15 protein-coding genes are annotated in these 14861 nt (G+C 61.0%); 5 read left to right on the forward strand and 10 right to left on the reverse strand.

All coding sequences use genetic code 11. From position 1 onward, the window contains the following. Genes NMAG_RS06295 through NMAG_RS06315 form a run of 5 tightly spaced genes read right to left on the reverse strand, consistent with a single transcriptional unit; the run spans position 1 to position 4176 of the window. Entirely contained in the window at positions 1–1299 is a 1299-nt protein-coding gene (locus NMAG_RS06295; protein WP_004267944.1) for an MBL fold metallo-hydrolase, read from the reverse strand. Positions 1300–1357: 58 nt separating this feature from the next. Then, positions 1358–1702, reverse strand: a complete 345-nt coding sequence (locus NMAG_RS06300; protein WP_004267946.1) for a hypothetical protein — start codon at positions 1700–1702, stop codon at positions 1358–1360. Further along, entirely contained in the window at positions 1695–3002 is a 1308-nt protein-coding gene (locus NMAG_RS06305; protein WP_004267947.1) for a hypothetical protein, read from the reverse strand. The genes NMAG_RS06300 and NMAG_RS06305 overlap by 8 nt, the downstream gene beginning before the upstream one ends. Positions 3003–3035: 33 nt before the next feature. Next, on the reverse strand, positions 3036–3845 hold the full coding sequence (locus NMAG_RS06310; RefSeq protein ID WP_004267948.1) for a TetR/AcrR family transcriptional regulator: 810 nt from the start codon (positions 3843–3845) through the stop codon (positions 3036–3038). Between the two features lie 52 nt (positions 3846–3897). Continuing rightward, positions 3898–4176, reverse strand: coding sequence for a hypothetical protein (locus NMAG_RS06315; RefSeq protein ID WP_004267949.1), 279 nt, complete (start codon positions 4174–4176; stop codon positions 3898–3900). A 295-nt stretch (positions 4177–4471) separates the two neighbouring features. On the opposite strand from NMAG_RS06315, the gene NMAG_RS06320 reads away from it, so the two are divergent. After that, a complete protein-coding gene (locus NMAG_RS06320; protein ID WP_004267950.1) occupies positions 4472–4876 on the forward strand; it encodes a 30S ribosomal protein S6e in 405 nt (134 codons plus the stop codon). A 24-nt stretch (positions 4877–4900) separates the two neighbouring features. Further along, the gene (locus NMAG_RS06325; protein WP_004267951.1) at positions 4901–5335 is read left to right on the forward strand and encodes a DUF7112 family protein; all 435 of its coding nucleotides are present in this window, start codon (positions 4901–4903) and stop codon (positions 5333–5335) included. A gap of 139 nt (positions 5336–5474) precedes the next feature. Here NMAG_RS06325 and NMAG_RS06330 read toward each other — a convergent pair whose 3' ends face one another. Further along, entirely contained in the window at positions 5475–6038 is a 564-nt protein-coding gene (locus NMAG_RS06330) for a PadR family transcriptional regulator (protein WP_004267952.1), read from the reverse strand. Between the two features lie 468 nt (positions 6039–6506). Here NMAG_RS06330 and NMAG_RS06335 point away from each other — a divergent pair, with 468 nt between their 5' ends. From NMAG_RS06335 to solA, 3 genes are all read left to right on the forward strand, one after another. After that, on the forward strand, positions 6507–7100 hold the full coding sequence (locus NMAG_RS06335; protein ID WP_004267953.1) for a DUF5807 family protein: 594 nt from the start codon (positions 6507–6509) through the stop codon (positions 7098–7100). Between the two features lie 61 nt (positions 7101–7161). Then, a complete protein-coding gene (locus NMAG_RS06340; RefSeq protein WP_004267954.1) occupies positions 7162–7587 on the forward strand; it encodes a hypothetical protein in 426 nt (141 codons plus the stop codon). Between the two features lie 245 nt (positions 7588–7832). Then, entirely contained in the window at positions 7833–8963 is a 1131-nt protein-coding gene (gene solA, locus NMAG_RS06345) for an N-methyl-L-tryptophan oxidase (protein WP_004267955.1), read from the forward strand. A gap of 64 nt (positions 8964–9027) precedes the next feature. Here the strand turns inward: solA and NMAG_RS06350 are convergent, their stop codons facing one another. From NMAG_RS06350 to NMAG_RS06365, 4 genes are all read right to left on the reverse strand, one after another. Next, on the reverse strand, positions 9028–10434 hold the full coding sequence (locus NMAG_RS06350; RefSeq protein ID WP_004267956.1) for a DUF5305 family protein: 1407 nt from the start codon (positions 10432–10434) through the stop codon (positions 9028–9030). Between the two features lie 56 nt (positions 10435–10490). Then, positions 10491–11804, reverse strand: a complete 1314-nt coding sequence (locus NMAG_RS06355) for an RNA-guided endonuclease InsQ/TnpB family protein (protein WP_004267958.1) — start codon at positions 11802–11804, stop codon at positions 10491–10493. A gap of 123 nt (positions 11805–11927) precedes the next feature. Continuing rightward, positions 11928–12944, reverse strand: a complete 1017-nt coding sequence (locus NMAG_RS06360; RefSeq protein ID WP_004267959.1) for a signal peptidase I — start codon at positions 12942–12944, stop codon at positions 11928–11930. Between the two features lie 139 nt (positions 12945–13083). Next, positions 13084–14742: a hypothetical protein gene (locus tag NMAG_RS06365; RefSeq protein WP_004267961.1), complete on the reverse strand. Its 1659-nt coding sequence runs from the start codon at positions 14740–14742 to the stop codon at positions 13084–13086. Positions 14743–14861 lie beyond the last annotated feature (119 nt).

The following is a 14861-nucleotide window of genomic DNA, read 5'->3' on the forward strand; positions in this document are numbered from 1 at the left end:
TCAGGCGTCCGTCGACCACGACTCACCGAGTGCCGGCGCACTCGCGTCGAACCCGTCCGCTCGTAACTCGTCTGCGAAGGCGACACACCGGTCGCCGTGGTTCACGAGAATCGTGCTGTCGCGATACGACTCGAGGAACGAGTGCAGCCCATCGCGGTCCGCATGCGCAGAGAAGTCGTACTGCTCGACCTGCGCGCTAACCGGCAGCATTCGGCCGTCGAGTTCGGCGCTGCCGGTGTCGAGCAGGTCACGTCCGGGCGTGCCCTCGACCTGATAGCCCGTCATCGCGATTTTGTTTACCGGGTGCGAGCGGATTTCGGGAATGTAGGTCATCGCCGGCCCACCGTGAAGCATCCCGCTGGTGGTGATAATGACGGTGTTCTGTTCGGCGATTCGCTTGCGTTGTCCGCGAGACGGCCCCCGTCTCGCGTGGCCAGCAAGAGCTCCACTCTTGCGTTGGCCGTCGCGGCCGTCGACGAATCGGGCGTTGCCTTTCGCACGTCGGACGAGATCGGGGTCGCGCAAGAACTCTCGATTCGCTGTCTGGAGGAACCGTTCCGCGACGCGGGTTCCCATCCCATCGACGTAGCACTCGAGATCGTGCTGTTCGCAGATGCACATGATCTCCTGGGTGCGCCCGATGGCGAACGCCGGGACAACGACGGTTCCACCCTCCCAGAGCGTCGTCTGGACGCTCTCGACGAATTCGGCTTCAATTTCACTTCGTGGGCGGCGACTCGTCTCCGAGTAGGTGCTCTCGCAGACGACGACATCCGCCTCGGGACGGGTCGTCGTTCCCGAGAGGAGTTGCTGGTCTTCGGTGTGGAAGTCACCGGTGTAGAGCAGGCGCGTCTCGCCGTCGTCGATCAGGACGTGGGCGCTGCCAGGGATGTGCCCGGCGTCGTAGAAAGTGACCTCGTAGCCCGCTGCCTCGAACGTCTCGCGGTAGCCGTGGGTTTCGGAAACCTGCGTGAGTCGAGCGAGTTCGGCCTCGGTAAACGGACAGTCGTAGGTCCCGCCGTGGAGTTTGAGGGTGTCTCTCGCCAGCAACATCGTGAGATCGTACGTCGGCGGCGTCCAGTGAACTGGCGGGCGAGCATCGCCAGCGAGCAGCGCGGGAATCGAACCGACGTGATCGAGGTGGCCGTGACTGACGACGACCGCCTCGGGGTCAACGTCGCCGATCGGAAACGCGGGTGGGTTTCCCGAATCCATCCCGAAATCCACCAAGAGCGTGTCGTCGACGACCAGGGCGCTGCGACCGATCTCTCGCGCGCCGCCGACGAACTCGAGTTCCATCGGTCTGGAGTGGGTGCTGGCGAGGTTTTCTTCTGTCGGTTCCGTGTGGACACCGCCGCTACTTCGGCACGCCGTTGGTGTCGTCCGGTGGCTCGGGACGGTTTGCAAGGCCGAGCAAGTAGAGATCGAGGAGACAGACCACGAGCACGGCGAGTGGGACCGCAACGTCGGTGTAGCTCACGGATTCGAACTGTAACGCGGTGATGACGAACGGCTCGCTGAGGTCGAACGCCCCAGAGAGGGTACGCGCACTCAGGAACGCGAGCGCGAGCACGTAGAGCCCGAACCAGCTTGCGCCGCGTTTCCACTGTCCCAGATAACAGTGGCCGAGTCCGGCGACGAACGCCGAGAGAAGGTATGCTGGCCAGCGCGGGCGTGACAGCTCGAGAGCGGTCTCAGTCATCGTCTATTGGCTCAGGTGATCCGGGCGCGAGCGACGCGGTGTCGCCACCTGGGACACGCGTCGCTCGCTCGAGTGCGGTGCGGATCGACTTCGGGCAGGTGGCGTCGGTTGCGTTGTCGAGCGTCCGGAGCGCGTCGCGTGCGGACTCGAGTGCAGCGTCACGGTTGCGCGCTTGCACGTGCACTTGGTCTTGATCTTGCTCTTGATCTTGCTCTTGCTCTTGCACTCGAACCTGTTCGTGTTCACGCTCGCTCTCACTGCAGTCCCGAGCACCGAACTGGCCGGACGAGAGCGACGGGAGCCGATAGTGGCGATACACGTCGGTCTCAGTCGCTTCAGCGTCCACGAACGAGAGTGTCGTTTCGGTCTCGTGTGCTGTTGCAGTATCCTGGTCCTGCTCCTGTTCTCGCTCCTGAACCGTCGTCCACGCTGCTGACAGCACATCAACGGCGGCTGCAACGGGCGACGAATCGATGTCGGACTCTCGAGTAGCCTCGGCTGTGAGTGCAGCCGTCAACGATCCGCCGTAAGTCGTCATCGCGGCTCTGGTGTCGGCGGACGCACCGGCGGCGATCGAACCGAGTTCCGCTGCCGTTTCCGAGAGTGTGACGAGCGGGTTTGTAACGCTGGGATTGTGCTCAGTATTGTTGTTGTTGTCACCGTCGCCGTCACCACCTTCATCTCGGTCACAATCCCCATCATCACCATCGCAATCACCATCATCACCATCGCAATCACCATCATCACCATCACCATCACCATCTCCAGCAACCACTACCCGACTCGACCCCCCACTCGAGTGCGTCCCGGACACAGCACGACTCCGTGCCACAGCGAGGAGTTGGTGTGACAGCTGTGTCGACGCACGCGTCAACACACGGTACAACTCGAGTGTCCGCTGCTCGGAGAGTGGGGCGTCGGCGACGGCGGCATATGCGCCGGCGTGGAGGAAGTCGCTGGCGAGGATGGCTGCGTCGCGGGCTCTGGGTTGTGTGTCCGGGTAGCGGTCGGTCAGGAGGAGGTCGAGACGGAGTCGGACGTATGCCTCGAAGTACGAGAGTGCGGTTTCGAGTGGGGGAAGGACGGTCGAGAGTGGTTGTGGTGGTGTGTCGGTGGCTTGCTCGGGGGGAGCACGCTGTGGTCGACCAACTACGCCAGCGAGTCGGCAGAGCGAAACGGGAAGTGAACGGTCTCGCGGCGGGGTTGCGTCGGTTACGATGGGGTGCATCGGTGGGGTACGGTCGGCGAACGACTCGTCGGCCGTTGGCGTCGGTTCGTCAGTGGAGGTGTATTCGCTCATAGCTAGGCTGAAACGCGACCGTGTCTGTTGTGGTCAGTTGGTGTCACTGGTGGTGTTGGATTCGATGTCGGTGCCAGTGTCGGTGTCGGTGTCAGTGCCGGTGCCGGTGTCGGTGTCAGTGCCGGTGCCGGTGTCGGTGCTGGTGTCGGAGTTAGCGTCGGTGTCGGCATCGGTATCTGCGTCGGTAGAGACAGCCGTCTCAGTCGTGACAGTGTACCCATCCCGCTGTGTTCGGGTCTCGGGAAAGTCGACATCGTCGGCCAGAATATCGTCGAAGATTCGATCGATAGCGGCGGAGCGAACCTGGTCGACGTAGCTGTCACGGTCGAGGGTAAGCTGTCGAATGCGCGCGCCGTCGAGAGTGGCCATCAGCAGTGTGGCCATCTCTTCGGTGTCGTGGTCGACGAACTGGCCTGCGTCGATACCGTCTTGCAGGATGTCTTCGATGAGTTCGCGGAGATAGTCGTCGCTCTTCCGCAGGTTTTCACGATATGGTTCGTGATAGGGTGCCTGCGTTCGGAGTTCGAGCATCGCCGTGTGGAACGACTGGCGCTTGTCAGTATCGTTTGCGGAGCCATAGAGGAACCAGTCGACGACCGTTGCGAGCCGATCGACCGGCGGTAGCGACGTCGTCTTGTCAACTCGTTCGTCGAACCAGTCGACCAGATACTCGATGAACTCGGCGACGAGTTCTTCTTTCGAGTCGTAGTGATAGAACAGGAGGGACTTGCTCTTGTCCGTCTTGTCGGCGATAGACTGTGCCGTAAGCTCGCTGTAGCCGTGCTCGCACAGCGCCTCGTAGGTGGCGAGCATAATCTCCTCACGAACGTCGGAATCGGTCACTACTGACTCTTTGGTCAGGAACCCATAAAAGTCGTTTCGTTCGCCCCAGCTGTCACGTCCTGTAGGCTTGCACTCCGAATCGGGCATAGCCGCCAAATGCGAGTTCGAGCGACCCAATCCACCAGTTCCACCGGTTGACGACTGACTCGTCCGGGGCATCACCCAGTTCATCGACGACGACCGCAGCAGTGAGTGTCACATCACAATCTCGTTCGTACTGGCCCGAATCGTCGAGATCAACCGCTTGCCGGACCACGACACGTCGTTCGGCAGCCCCGCCAGCGAACGCCGCGGCCAACAGCTCGTCGAGTCGATCCGGGTCGAGTGCCATAGGTATCCATTGGGCGGGAAGCTCCTAACAGTATGCCAGCCAGTCAGACGGCCTGTTGTGATTTATTGTCAGTAACCACTCGACCCTCGGCCGGAGAGGAATCGCCGGCAAAACGCCACGCCGATCCGCATCGGTATCAGGGTACTCGACGCGACAGTCCCACCATCCACCAGAAAGCGCGATAGGCTTTCAATCCCGCAACTCAGTAGCAGCCACGTGAAACACGGCAGCGAACCCGCCCCAGAGTGGCCCGTGTTTCGATGTGTTTTTGAGCGGCGACCGTTTTTTCCCGTGCATGGCAAGTTTCACTGTTGTCGTTGGCGACCCCGAATCCGGGTCGTCGTACCAGCTCGAAGCGGCGGAACAGGACGCAAACCGATTTATCGGCAAGGAAATCGGCGAGGAAGTCGACGGCAGCGCCGTCGGCCTCGACGGCTACACGCTCGAGATTACGGGTGGCTCCGACGCCGCTGGCCGCCCACTCAACGGCGAGGTCGCAGGTGCGGACCTGACCGAAGTCCTGATGGAAGGTCGCCAGACTGGCTACAAGCCCGAGCGTGACGGCGAGCGCCGCCGCATCACCGTCCGTGGACGCGAAGTCTCCGACGCCGTCGCACAGATCAACGCCTCGATCGTTGGCCGTGGCAGCACCGACGTCGACGACCTTCTCGGCGAGGGCGGCGACGAAGACGACGAGTAATCCGACAGCGCGAGTTCAACTTTTATGGCAGATAGAATCGCGAGCGATCACCCGTCAGTGCAGACGGTTCGATCGACGTGTTCGGAGACGGCGACGGGCGTACAGCTTGCAATTCCGGCCGACGACCGCGAGGCGTTCACGACGGGCGACGTCGTTCGTATCGTCCTCGACGGCGACGAGTGCTTTACGCAGATCGAGCGTGCACTCGTCGGTGACGAGCTGACGATTCCTGGTGTCTACGAGACCCCTGACCTCGCGCGAGATCCAAGCGGTGGGACGGACCGCCTCGAAGCGTGGGTCGACGATCACGGAATCGCGAACGAGGGCTCGGTTCTAATCGACATCGTCGAACCCGACTTCCTCTATGGGCTGCGGGAACCAGGGTCAACGGCCTACTACGACGCCTACGAACCCCCAAGTGACAGTCTCTCGTCGATTGCGAAGGACCTCGAAGAGTAGTTGCTGACATCCGCCACCACTGAACAGGTCGTGGGCTCTCTCACTGCGTTCCGTGGCGTTGATGATTTTGACTGAGCGTTGCTGATTGTGGCCAGCAGTGAGAGAACCCAACGACACTCACACCTCTCGACCGACCGGCTCAGTAACGAGCCAGGAACACCGCCAGCAACAGACCGAACGCAAGATGTTCGAGCATCGTTTGCTCGAGTGTCGTCCGAACTGCGACCTCGTCTGCGGTCGAGTATTCTTTGGTTCGCACTTTGGCGTGCATCGAGAGGTAGCCTGCTTCCTGCAGGTCGTGCAGCGCTGGATACACCGTCCCAGGGCTCAACGTGGTCTCGAAGTGCTGTGACAGGTCCGACAGGAGCTCATTGCCGTGTGACCCATCGTGGAGTGCAATCAACAGGAGCAGAATCTCGTCGAGGTTGTGTTTGACGAGTTCGTCGGTAAATTCGACCTCGGTAACGGGCAGTTCTGCCAGTGCCTGTGCCAGCAGTTCGTCGAGGTCTGAGTCGATACTCCCGGTTGCAGCAGACTCCTGTTGGTGACTCTGGGGCCGGCCACTGTCGTCCGTCGATACACCTCTCACGCCTGCCGTTTCGATCCTATCGGCGGCCAGCGACTGTCCACCAGACAGGTCAGTTGCAGCCGTTTTCGAGAGCGCCTCGAAGAGTATGTCGATTGTCTGTGATGTATTTCCCATTCACTATCACCGCATCCCAGCGTGGCAACCGTCCAATCTCGGCCATGCACCGCCGAGCGACGGACCACACTACTCACATCGAGTGAACGTCTGGCTCTTCCATCGTATAAACGACAGGGTGTCAACCACACAGAACGTAGATAAATCAATCGCTGTGAATTGACATAATAACTGTTTGGTGGCCAGAATACGACTCTTTTCTCGGAGGCCGTCTGTCGGAGAGTGATTGTCTACTTATCTTCCACCTATGCCCTCATATATTTCGAAATAGTCCAGAATAGAATACATTGATAAGTATTATGGCCGATTTTGCCAATACAGACGGGAATTTCCGGGTCAAAATCCTCGGGCGCGGTCGGCACCAGCCCGAATGCAACACAGACCCACACTGCACTGATCACGGCGAACGCACCACGGAAACATCGCGCGAACAGCGGCCTTTTCCACGTCGAGCGCCAATCGCTGGCCATGAGTGTCCCACGCGAGGAGTTTTTGGCCGGCGAGCGGCCCGACGATGTCGCACTGTTTCTTGCAGAATCGTACGTTTCTGACGACCGACTCGAGTCCTTCGGCGAGTCCGTCGAGGGTGGCGTCCTGATTATCGTCGACGGCGAACGGGGCCGCAATGCCTTCGAGGCGGCGACCGGCAGCCAGGCAATGGAGTTCGCACAGTCCGCGATGGGTATCGAGGGACTCATCGACAGTGATCTTGCGGGCGGACGGTGTCCGGAACGCCCTGCCAGTGACGGAGATGGCGGGGGTGACAGTGGCAGTGGCAGTGGCAGTGGCAGTGGCAGTGGCAGTGGCTGTGGCAGTGACCGTGACCGTGACCGGGACAGTGACAGTGGTGGTGACAATGACCGTGACAGTAATCGTGACAACGACGGCGGCCCCCACGACGAAACCGACGATCACAACATCCAGTTCATCTTCGCCTTCGCCGAAGAACAGAACGAAGACGTCGGCGGAATCTATGCCGAAGGCGATGTCGTCCACGCATACGCACAGTGTTCCTGCGGAACGGCCTTCTCCGACCGCTGGAACGTCCACCAATCCCAGTAACAGCCCTTCCGGTCGCAACTGCGCGCAGAAACGTCTTTGAACTCCCTGCCATGTATTCACTATGCCGATCAATTCCGACAACGGAGAGCACCCACCGGACGCAGATCTCGACCTCTCGGACGCGGAACTCGACGCCCTGCACAATCTCCAGCTCGGCATCGAACACGTTCACCGTGCCTACGGGTCACTACTCGAGTTCCATCACCGACTGGGACACGCAATGGACCGTGTAAGCGACGCCGAGGACGAACTTCGCGAGGCCGGCCACGAGGAGTGGGCCGACGCGATTCGGGATGACCACCTTCCGGCAGGCGCGGTCAGCGACCAGTGGACGTACGAACTCGTCGAGGAGTTCTCCGCGGAGTTCGTCGCGGAGATGGACGAGTTCGAGACAGCAGTACGAAACGAGTTGGCCGATGGCGTCGGTCACGTGCGCGAGCGTCGCCAGCAGCGGCGGATTCGTGAGCGAGCAGTCGACGACGGCTGATGCCGGTGCTGGCATCTGGCCCCTTTCTCTGACTCCACGGACCCGGCCCTTTCTGCGGACCAGACTCCGACTACGACTACTTCGCTCGACTCTGACTCCTGAACCTGATTCTAATCACTGGACTCGACCCTAACCACTGGACTCGACCCTAACCACTGAACTCGACCCTAATCACTGAACCCGACCACTCCAGACAACTGCGAGAGTGAGGAAGGATTTTCGACACCCCAGTTGTATCACCAGGCATGACCGAACAGTACGACGTCATCGTCCTGGGCGTCGGCGGGATGGGAAGTGCAACGGTTTCCCATCTGGCCGAACGCGGCGTCGACGTCCTCGGCCTCGAACGATACGACATCCCGCACGGCTACGGCTCCTCGCACGGCATCACCCGCATCTTCCGGCTCGCATACTACGAGCACCCTGCGTACGTCCCCCTGCTCACGCGTGCAGACGAATTGTGGACGGCACTCGAGTCCGACCACGACCAGCAGCTACTGCACCGCACCGGCTCGGTCGACGCCGGCCCACGCGACGGTCCGCTCGTCGAGGGCTCGAAACGCTCCTGTGTGGAACACGACCTCGACCACGAAGTGCTCTCGAGTACCGAACTCGCAGAGCGCTACCCGGGCTATCAGCTCCCGGAAGACTACGAAGCCGTCTATCAGCCCGACGGTGGCTATCTGGTCCCCGAGGAGTGTATCGTCGCGCACGTGAACCGGGCCCACCAGCACGGCGCAACGGTTCGCGCACGAGAGCGCGTCGTCGAGTGGCAGTCGACGGCGGATGACGGTGTCCGCGTCGAGACCGATTACGGCATCTACGAAGCCGACAGGCTCGTCATCACTGCGGGTGCGTGGGCGGCCGCGTTCGTCGACGAGCTAGCAGAGATTGCTGTCCCCGAACGGCAAGTTCTCGCCTGGTTACAGCCCGAGGAGCCGTCACACTTCGAGCCCGATGCGTTCCCCGTCTGGAACCTACAGGTTCCGGAAGGACGATACTACGGCTTCCCAGTCCACGGCGTGCCCGGCTTCAAGTTCGGCCGGTACAACCACCGCGAGGAGACCGTCGATCCCGAGGCGTTCGAGCGCGAGCCGACCCAGGCCGACGAGCGGCTGCTGCGGCAGTTCGCCGAGCAGTACTTCCCCGACGGCGCAGGGCCGACGATGCGACTCGAAACCTGCCTGTTCACGAACACGCCGGACGACCACTTCGTGATCGACACCCTTCCAGACCGGCCACAGGTCTCCGTCGCAGCAGGGTTCTCCGGTCACGGCTTCAAGTTCGCGAGCGTGATCGGCGAAATCATGGCCGACCTGGCACTCGAGGGCGAGACCGAGCACGACATCGAGATGTTCTCGCTGGACCGGTTCTGACGGCGCGGCGGTACTCGAGTTGCTCCCCACTTCCAATTCACACCAGTTCCTGATTTCGACGAGTCTACTGCGTGGTAGACGACGGGGTGGCGTCGTTGGCGGTCGATTCGGTGTCCGTTTCAGCACCCGAGTCTGATCCTGACGTCATCGTGTTACGTCCGTTCGTTTCGTCGACCCACTCGAGTGTGTCTTTGGCTTTGGCTTCGGCTTTGTCTTTGTCTTCGTTTCCGTTTCCGCCTCCGTCTTCGTCTTCGTCTCTGTCTCCGCTGCCGTGTTCCTCTTGTACCTGCGCCTGTCCCTGTCCCAGTTCCTGCACCTGTTGTGTCTGTTCCCGTCCCCGATCCTGCATCCGATCCAGCCCTCGCTCACCGTCCACAGCCAGTACTCCAGCACGCGGCGGCTCGAACACGTACACCACGTCTGACCCCCGAACAAGATACCATCCCGTCCGCTCGTCGAACACCAGCGGCGACTCGAGATCGATCGCGAGGTCGGCGAGTGTCGCGAGCGTCTCGACTGCCGCCGTCGGCCCTGTGACTGCTTCGTCGGGCAGCGTTACTCGCGTCGTCATCGGTTCGAACTCCGCGCGTGCATCGAGGTACTCGAGCCGGGTCTGATCCTCGGGCGTCAGTTCCGGGAGGCGACGCGAAGCGAGAGCCGTCCCAGCAAGACCGGCGAGTCCGAGAGCGATCAGAAGTGGTCCGCCAGCAGCCTGCGTCGTACTCGGCTCCGCTGGTACAGTAACCGGCTCGTACTCGTCGTGGCGCTCGGCATAGGCGCCCGTCTCAGCGTCGGTCTCGAACTGATACGTCGAGCCGTCGGCTGCGACTGCAACCGGCACCTGATAGTGGTCGACGACTACCTGGGGGGTGCCGTCGAACGTCCCCTCGATTTCACGCTCGAACACGAGCACGAGTTCGGCCTCGCCGGGCGTTGCCCCCATCTCGTCGCGGATGGACTCGAGTGTCAGCTGTGCGTCGGTAACGTTCAATTCGAACGAAGCGGTGACATCGTCATCCGGGCCAACATCTGCTTCGGAGACGCTCGTGAGCTGTTCGCGTTCGCTCCAGTAGATCCCGTCATCCGTAGCTGTCTCGCTGGTTCCGCTCTCGGAGCCACCGCCAGTCGTTTCTCGATAGACGAGATCGACGGTGACCGTCACGTCAACATCCGTTGCGGTCGTTTCCGGTGCGGGGTCGTAGCCGGCTGTGAACGCCCCCGTCGCAGTTGGTGTCACGGCGGTGTAGTACAGGGGCTCGTCGGTGAGCTCTACACCCTCGTCGTGGACCGTCGTGGCTTCCTCGACGACTGCGGTGTGGCTGATCTCGCCGGTCGCCGTCCAGTCCGTCACGAGTTGCTGTTCAGTTTCGGCCCCCGGTGCTGCGTACGCGCCGTAGCTCAGCCAGATTCCAATCCCAAGCAAGACGACGGCCACGAGGTAGAGCACCACGCGATACTCCCAGATTGACATCCTCCTCCGCGTGAACACGGAGGAATCCCACGGCACCGCACCGCTGGATTGGGATATTAGGGTTTGCAGTCTACCACTTGTTCTCTCGGTGAGAATCCGTGAGACAAGTCATGAAGGTAGACTCCAGGCTGTGCCAACCAGCCGGTACTCCTATCCTCGCCCAAACTGGCCGAAGACTCGGAGTTACTTTGGTTCAGGTCGAGACGGATGTTCTCCGCCCCGTTCACATCAGCGTTGAACGCTGCATCACACTTCTCGCATACGTACAGGCCGCGTTCAACACGCTGACTATCATCTTCTCTACCGCAGACACAACACGTCTTGCTCGTGTCGCGTTCGGACACGTCCACGACCTCGATTCCCTCGACTTTCGCCTTGTACGTGAGGATGTTGCTGAAGCGGTCGAACGCCCATCCGTGTAAGTCGAGGTTGCCGTGCTTGCCCCAGTTTTTCGACTCACCATCGTTGTCTTCACGGACCCCCTCCAAGTCCCCGACGTTGATGCGGCCAACATCTTTCTCGACACACCGCTGGACGATGTGTTTGGCGAGACTGTGAAAGAAGTGAGTGCGGCGCTCCGACCACTTGTGATGAAGCCGCGTGGCTTCGTCGCCACCAGAATTGTCGCAGTTGGCAATTTCTTTCGGGAAGTAGTACCCGTCTTGTTTCAGGCGGTTGCCGGGATAGAGGTCGGCGTCTTCGGTGCTGTACGCGACCGCCGCGAAGTTGCTGATGCCGAGATCGATGCCCGCCGTTTCGGTGCCGGGAGCGCCAGGAGTCTCGATCTCGTCTTTGCAGACGAGATGCAGCTCCCACTGATCCTTCGCGTTATCGTAGACAGCACGAACCTGTTGTAGGTTCTCAACGGTGACGCCGGGGCGAGTTTCGTATTCGACAAGGATGTACTCCCATGCTTTCGGGTGTTCCTTGTGATTCGCGCCCTTCGAGAGCCGGACCCGGTTGTTTTTCGAGTCGTGTTTGATGCCGTTTTGCTTCCACGTCACCGTCGAACGTGGGTGTTCTTCGTGGACACGGCGGCCTTCGTCATCGTAGTAGTTTTTCTTGCGGTAGCCGGGCGGATTGTCCCTGCCATCGTCACTAGAGTACCACGAGTTGAAGGCTTCAGCGAGTTCCTCCAGAATCCGCTGACTGGACTGACTATGCAGCCCCTTGTACTTTGGATGGGTCTTCAACTCGTCTTTCAACTCCTCGTGGTTGGGGATCTCGCCTGTTTCCTCCCAGACGTCTCGGGAGTGGTAGTTGGCGACGTTCCAGAGTTTGCTGGCAGACCACCCATGCCAGTCAAGCGACTCTGCCACCTGTGAGTGGTTGCCTATTTTCGCTCGATGGGTGCGGTGGACCTCCAGCATTCTGAACGTCTGTATAATCACTTATATTCGCTTGTCTTATAACTATTTGGTTTAAGGGCGGTGGAATATCCGGCCCTGCCATCGGCGGTGGGCTGTGGAGGGGTTGTCGGATTCATCCTGACCCTAAAGGGCCAGGTATTCTCCTCTGTTTTGTATAACTGACGCCGGCAGCACGTGTAGATACCGGTACTCCGTCACGTACGCCGGATAATAGCCCGTCTCGTCGGGTGCCGAAATCGCGACCTCGATCTCGCCCGTCGACTGCGGTCCGACCGCTTCCCGATTGGACTCGAGTGCCACGTGCTCGCTCCCGGACTCGACGTAGGAAATGACCGGCACGTAGCCAGCGTTCGGGAGTGGGTGTGTGAGTTCGTCGGTCGTGCCACGTTCGACGACCAGCGGCTGCTCTGAGTCGAAGTCGGCGCTGACGACGTTGTAGGAGTGTGTCCCAGCAGGGACGACCATCGCGGCCGTCGCACCGACGACGACGAGCAGAGCGAACCCGAGACAGAGGTATCGTGGATCGAGGTCGGGACTCGAGTCCGGCTGCGCGAGTGACGATTCGGCCTGCTGTGCGCTGCGTTCTCGGATCGTTTCGACCACATAGAGACCGATCGAGAGCCCGAGTAGAACGAGTGCGAGCCCAGAGCTGTCGAGCAGCGATCGAATCCCGAGTGTCGTCGCGAGCCAGATCTGAACGCGCTCGAGCGCCGATCCTGCAGTCATGATCGCGGTTCCGAGCGATGGAATCGTCACCGGCTCACCGCCGAGTTCCCACGCTGTTGCGACGATTTGTCCGTCCTGGACGGGCGGCTCACCGTTATCCTGGTCGGTGAACGGATTCGCATCACCCTGGGTCGTGTAGCCGTGGTCGGTTTCCTCCACGATCCGGTGTGTCGTGAGTTCGCCGTCTTCGATTTCCTCTGCTTCGAAGACGACGACATCGCCGGGTTCGGGGCTTCCGGTGAGCGCTGTGGGAACGGCGACGAACCCGTCTCCGGTGTCGATCGTTGGCTCCATACTCCCCGTTTCGACGAAGCCAAACAGGATGGGCTGGCCGAGTATCTGTCCCGCAACGAGCGCGACAAGGACGAGCACGACACCCACCTGGACCGCGAGTTCGACAGCCTCCCGGCTCATTGTCTGTACGGTAGCGCCAACTCTACAGTATATTGAACTTTTGGCCGAACGTGACTATCAGCTGAGTTGATACCCGATTCGATCATCTGTCTGCCAACAGGGCTGGCCAGGTCCAATCGCGCAGTAGACGGACACGTGTTCATGCGCGCTGCCCCCGAAAGAGGAAAACCGCGAGTGCGAATGCGACACCGACCACCACAACCACAGCAGGACCGGTTCCAAAGACGAACGGGGTCGAGTCCGCTCCACTCGACGGTGTACCATCATCGCTTCTCTCGTCGCGATTCACGGTAGAGTCCGACGCAGATCCGTCATCGCTCCCCGCTACTGCCGTATCGATAGCCCCCTCGTCGACCAGAAACGCACTCTCGTGAGGCGTGTACGCGTAGCTGAGTTCGACCGCCTCTGCCGACTCCGCAATCTCGACCGTAACGTCGGTCGACTCGTGTGGCCCGACCACCACGTCCCGGTCTGCGACGCGCTCGCCGTCTGCAACGAACTCGAGTGCCACGTCCGCTGCAACTGTGTCCCGATTGCTGATCGTCGTGTCGACGAGCACTGACTCGTTCTGGGTCGCGTTCGGTTCCGTAGCGGTCAACGGCTCGACGGTCACTCGCGGCGCGTCGACGGCGATGGCGGTCAGCACCGGCTCTCCGTGGACGACGCCCTCGATATCGTCAGTGTCTGTGTTGTCGGCACCGATCACGGGGTCGGAATCGGAATCGGAATCAGAGTCGAAGCCGAAGTCGAGGTCGGTGTCAAGGTCGAGCTCACGTTCACGCCACTCAGTGCCGTCGTACTGGTAGGCCGAGAGTGCTGTCGCATCGAGTTTTGCCTGTTCCAGCCACGCGCGATCGATTGTAACCGTCTGCGTGGTCGAACGTGATTCAACAGCGTCGTCCGCCAGTCCGATGACGGTATAGCTCCCGACCGGAACAGCACCAGTTTCGCGGTGGAGTTCCGTGACGGGACCGACCGGTGACTTCGACCCCGCCGACTGTTCGCTCGGCGCGACGACCTCGAACTCGACCGTCCGCTCCTGGGAAAATTCAGCTCCCATGGACTCGAGTACCATTGCATCACCGATCGGCAGCGACTGGAGTGGAATCTGCTCCGGTGTGCAGGTCTGTGTCTCCATCACTGACACCGCTCGCTCCGCAAGCGATGGTGAATCGACGGTAACCGATGCTGGCTGACACTGTGGCCCCGATTCCGGCAGTGGACTCGGCACAGCAGAACTCTCGGCGTCGTCCGCATCGTCCGACTCGCCTGTATCAGCAGGACCGACCGCGTTTACCGCAACCGTCCCCTCCAGTGAGTCGCCCGCAGTAAGCCCTTCTCTATCGATCGTAACCCCGACCGAAACCGACTCGTTCGGCCCGAGAACCTCCGCCTCGGATTCGTTCTCGATCGGCCCCGCAACAGTGTGGTACTCGAGTTCATCGAGATCGTTCTCGAGCCACACCGAGGCCTGTTCGGAGCCAGTGTACGTGATCGTGAACACGTCCTGGATTTCGCTGACCGCACTCGACGAGAGTCCGCCGGCGTTCTCGATGGCTTCGTCCGTGAACTCGAGGGCGAGCGTCTCCGCTTCGACGGACGTGTAGACGCCGTTCGGCCCGTCGTGGGGTGCGAGAACGATGTCGTCGCCAACGTCGTCTTGCTGGTGGGTTGACCCGGAATCAAAACGGTCGCTCACGGTGTCCGCTGGGAGGGGAACCGCCCCGGTTCCGACGGCGGACGCTGTGAGCAGGAGGGCAACGACTGCGATGAGGTGGGTGGTGCGCAATCGGTTCATCGGTGGTTGGTAGTTGATGGTCGGTAGTTGGTGGTCGGTAGTTGATGGTCGGTAGTTGGTGGTCGGTAGTTGGTGGTCGGTAGTTGGTGGGTGGTGATCGGTTGCCGGTGATCGGTTGC

This window comes from Natrialba magadii ATCC 43099, assembly GCF_000025625.1.
Classification (GTDB): domain Archaea; phylum Halobacteriota; class Halobacteria; order Halobacteriales; family Natrialbaceae; genus Natrialba; species Natrialba magadii.

Bases quoted from the DNA above. Each gene is read 5' to 3' on its own strand.
- NMAG_RS06330 (WP_004267952.1), bottom strand. From the start codon at position 6,038: ATGGGAAATACATCACAGACAATCGACATACTCTTCGAGGCGCTCTCG.
- NMAG_RS06295 (WP_004267944.1), bottom strand. From the start codon at position 1,299: ATGGAACTCGAGTTCGTCGGCGGCGCGCGAGAGATCGGTCGCAGCGCC.
- NMAG_RS06315 (WP_004267949.1), bottom strand. From the start codon at position 4,176: ATGGCACTCGACCCGGATCGACTCGACGAGCTGTTGGCCGCGGCGTTC.
- solA (WP_004267955.1), top strand. From the start codon at position 7,833: ATGACCGAACAGTACGACGTCATCGTCCTGGGCGTCGGCGGGATGGGA.
- NMAG_RS06300 (WP_004267946.1), bottom strand. From the start codon at position 1,702: ATGACTGAGACCGCTCTCGAGCTGTCACGCCCGCGCTGGCCAGCATAC.
- NMAG_RS06360 (WP_004267959.1), bottom strand. From the start codon at position 12,944: ATGAGCCGGGAGGCTGTCGAACTCGCGGTCCAGGTGGGTGTCGTGCTC.
- NMAG_RS06350 (WP_004267956.1), bottom strand. From the start codon at position 10,434: ATGTCAATCTGGGAGTATCGCGTGGTGCTCTACCTCGTGGCCGTCGTC.
- NMAG_RS06320 (WP_004267950.1), top strand. From the start codon at position 4,472: ATGGCAAGTTTCACTGTTGTCGTTGGCGACCCCGAATCCGGGTCGTCG.
- NMAG_RS06365 (WP_004267961.1), bottom strand. From the start codon at position 14,742: ATGAACCGATTGCGCACCACCCACCTCATCGCAGTCGTTGCCCTCCTG.
- NMAG_RS06305 (WP_004267947.1), bottom strand. From the start codon at position 3,002: ATGAGCGAATACACCTCCACTGACGAACCGACGCCAACGGCCGACGAG.
- NMAG_RS06335 (WP_004267953.1), top strand. From the start codon at position 6,507: ATGAGTGTCCCACGCGAGGAGTTTTTGGCCGGCGAGCGGCCCGACGAT.
- NMAG_RS06340 (WP_004267954.1), top strand. From the start codon at position 7,162: ATGCCGATCAATTCCGACAACGGAGAGCACCCACCGGACGCAGATCTC.
- NMAG_RS06325 (WP_004267951.1), top strand. From the start codon at position 4,901: ATGGCAGATAGAATCGCGAGCGATCACCCGTCAGTGCAGACGGTTCGA.
- NMAG_RS06355 (WP_004267958.1), bottom strand. From the start codon at position 11,804: ATGCTGGAGGTCCACCGCACCCATCGAGCGAAAATAGGCAACCACTCA.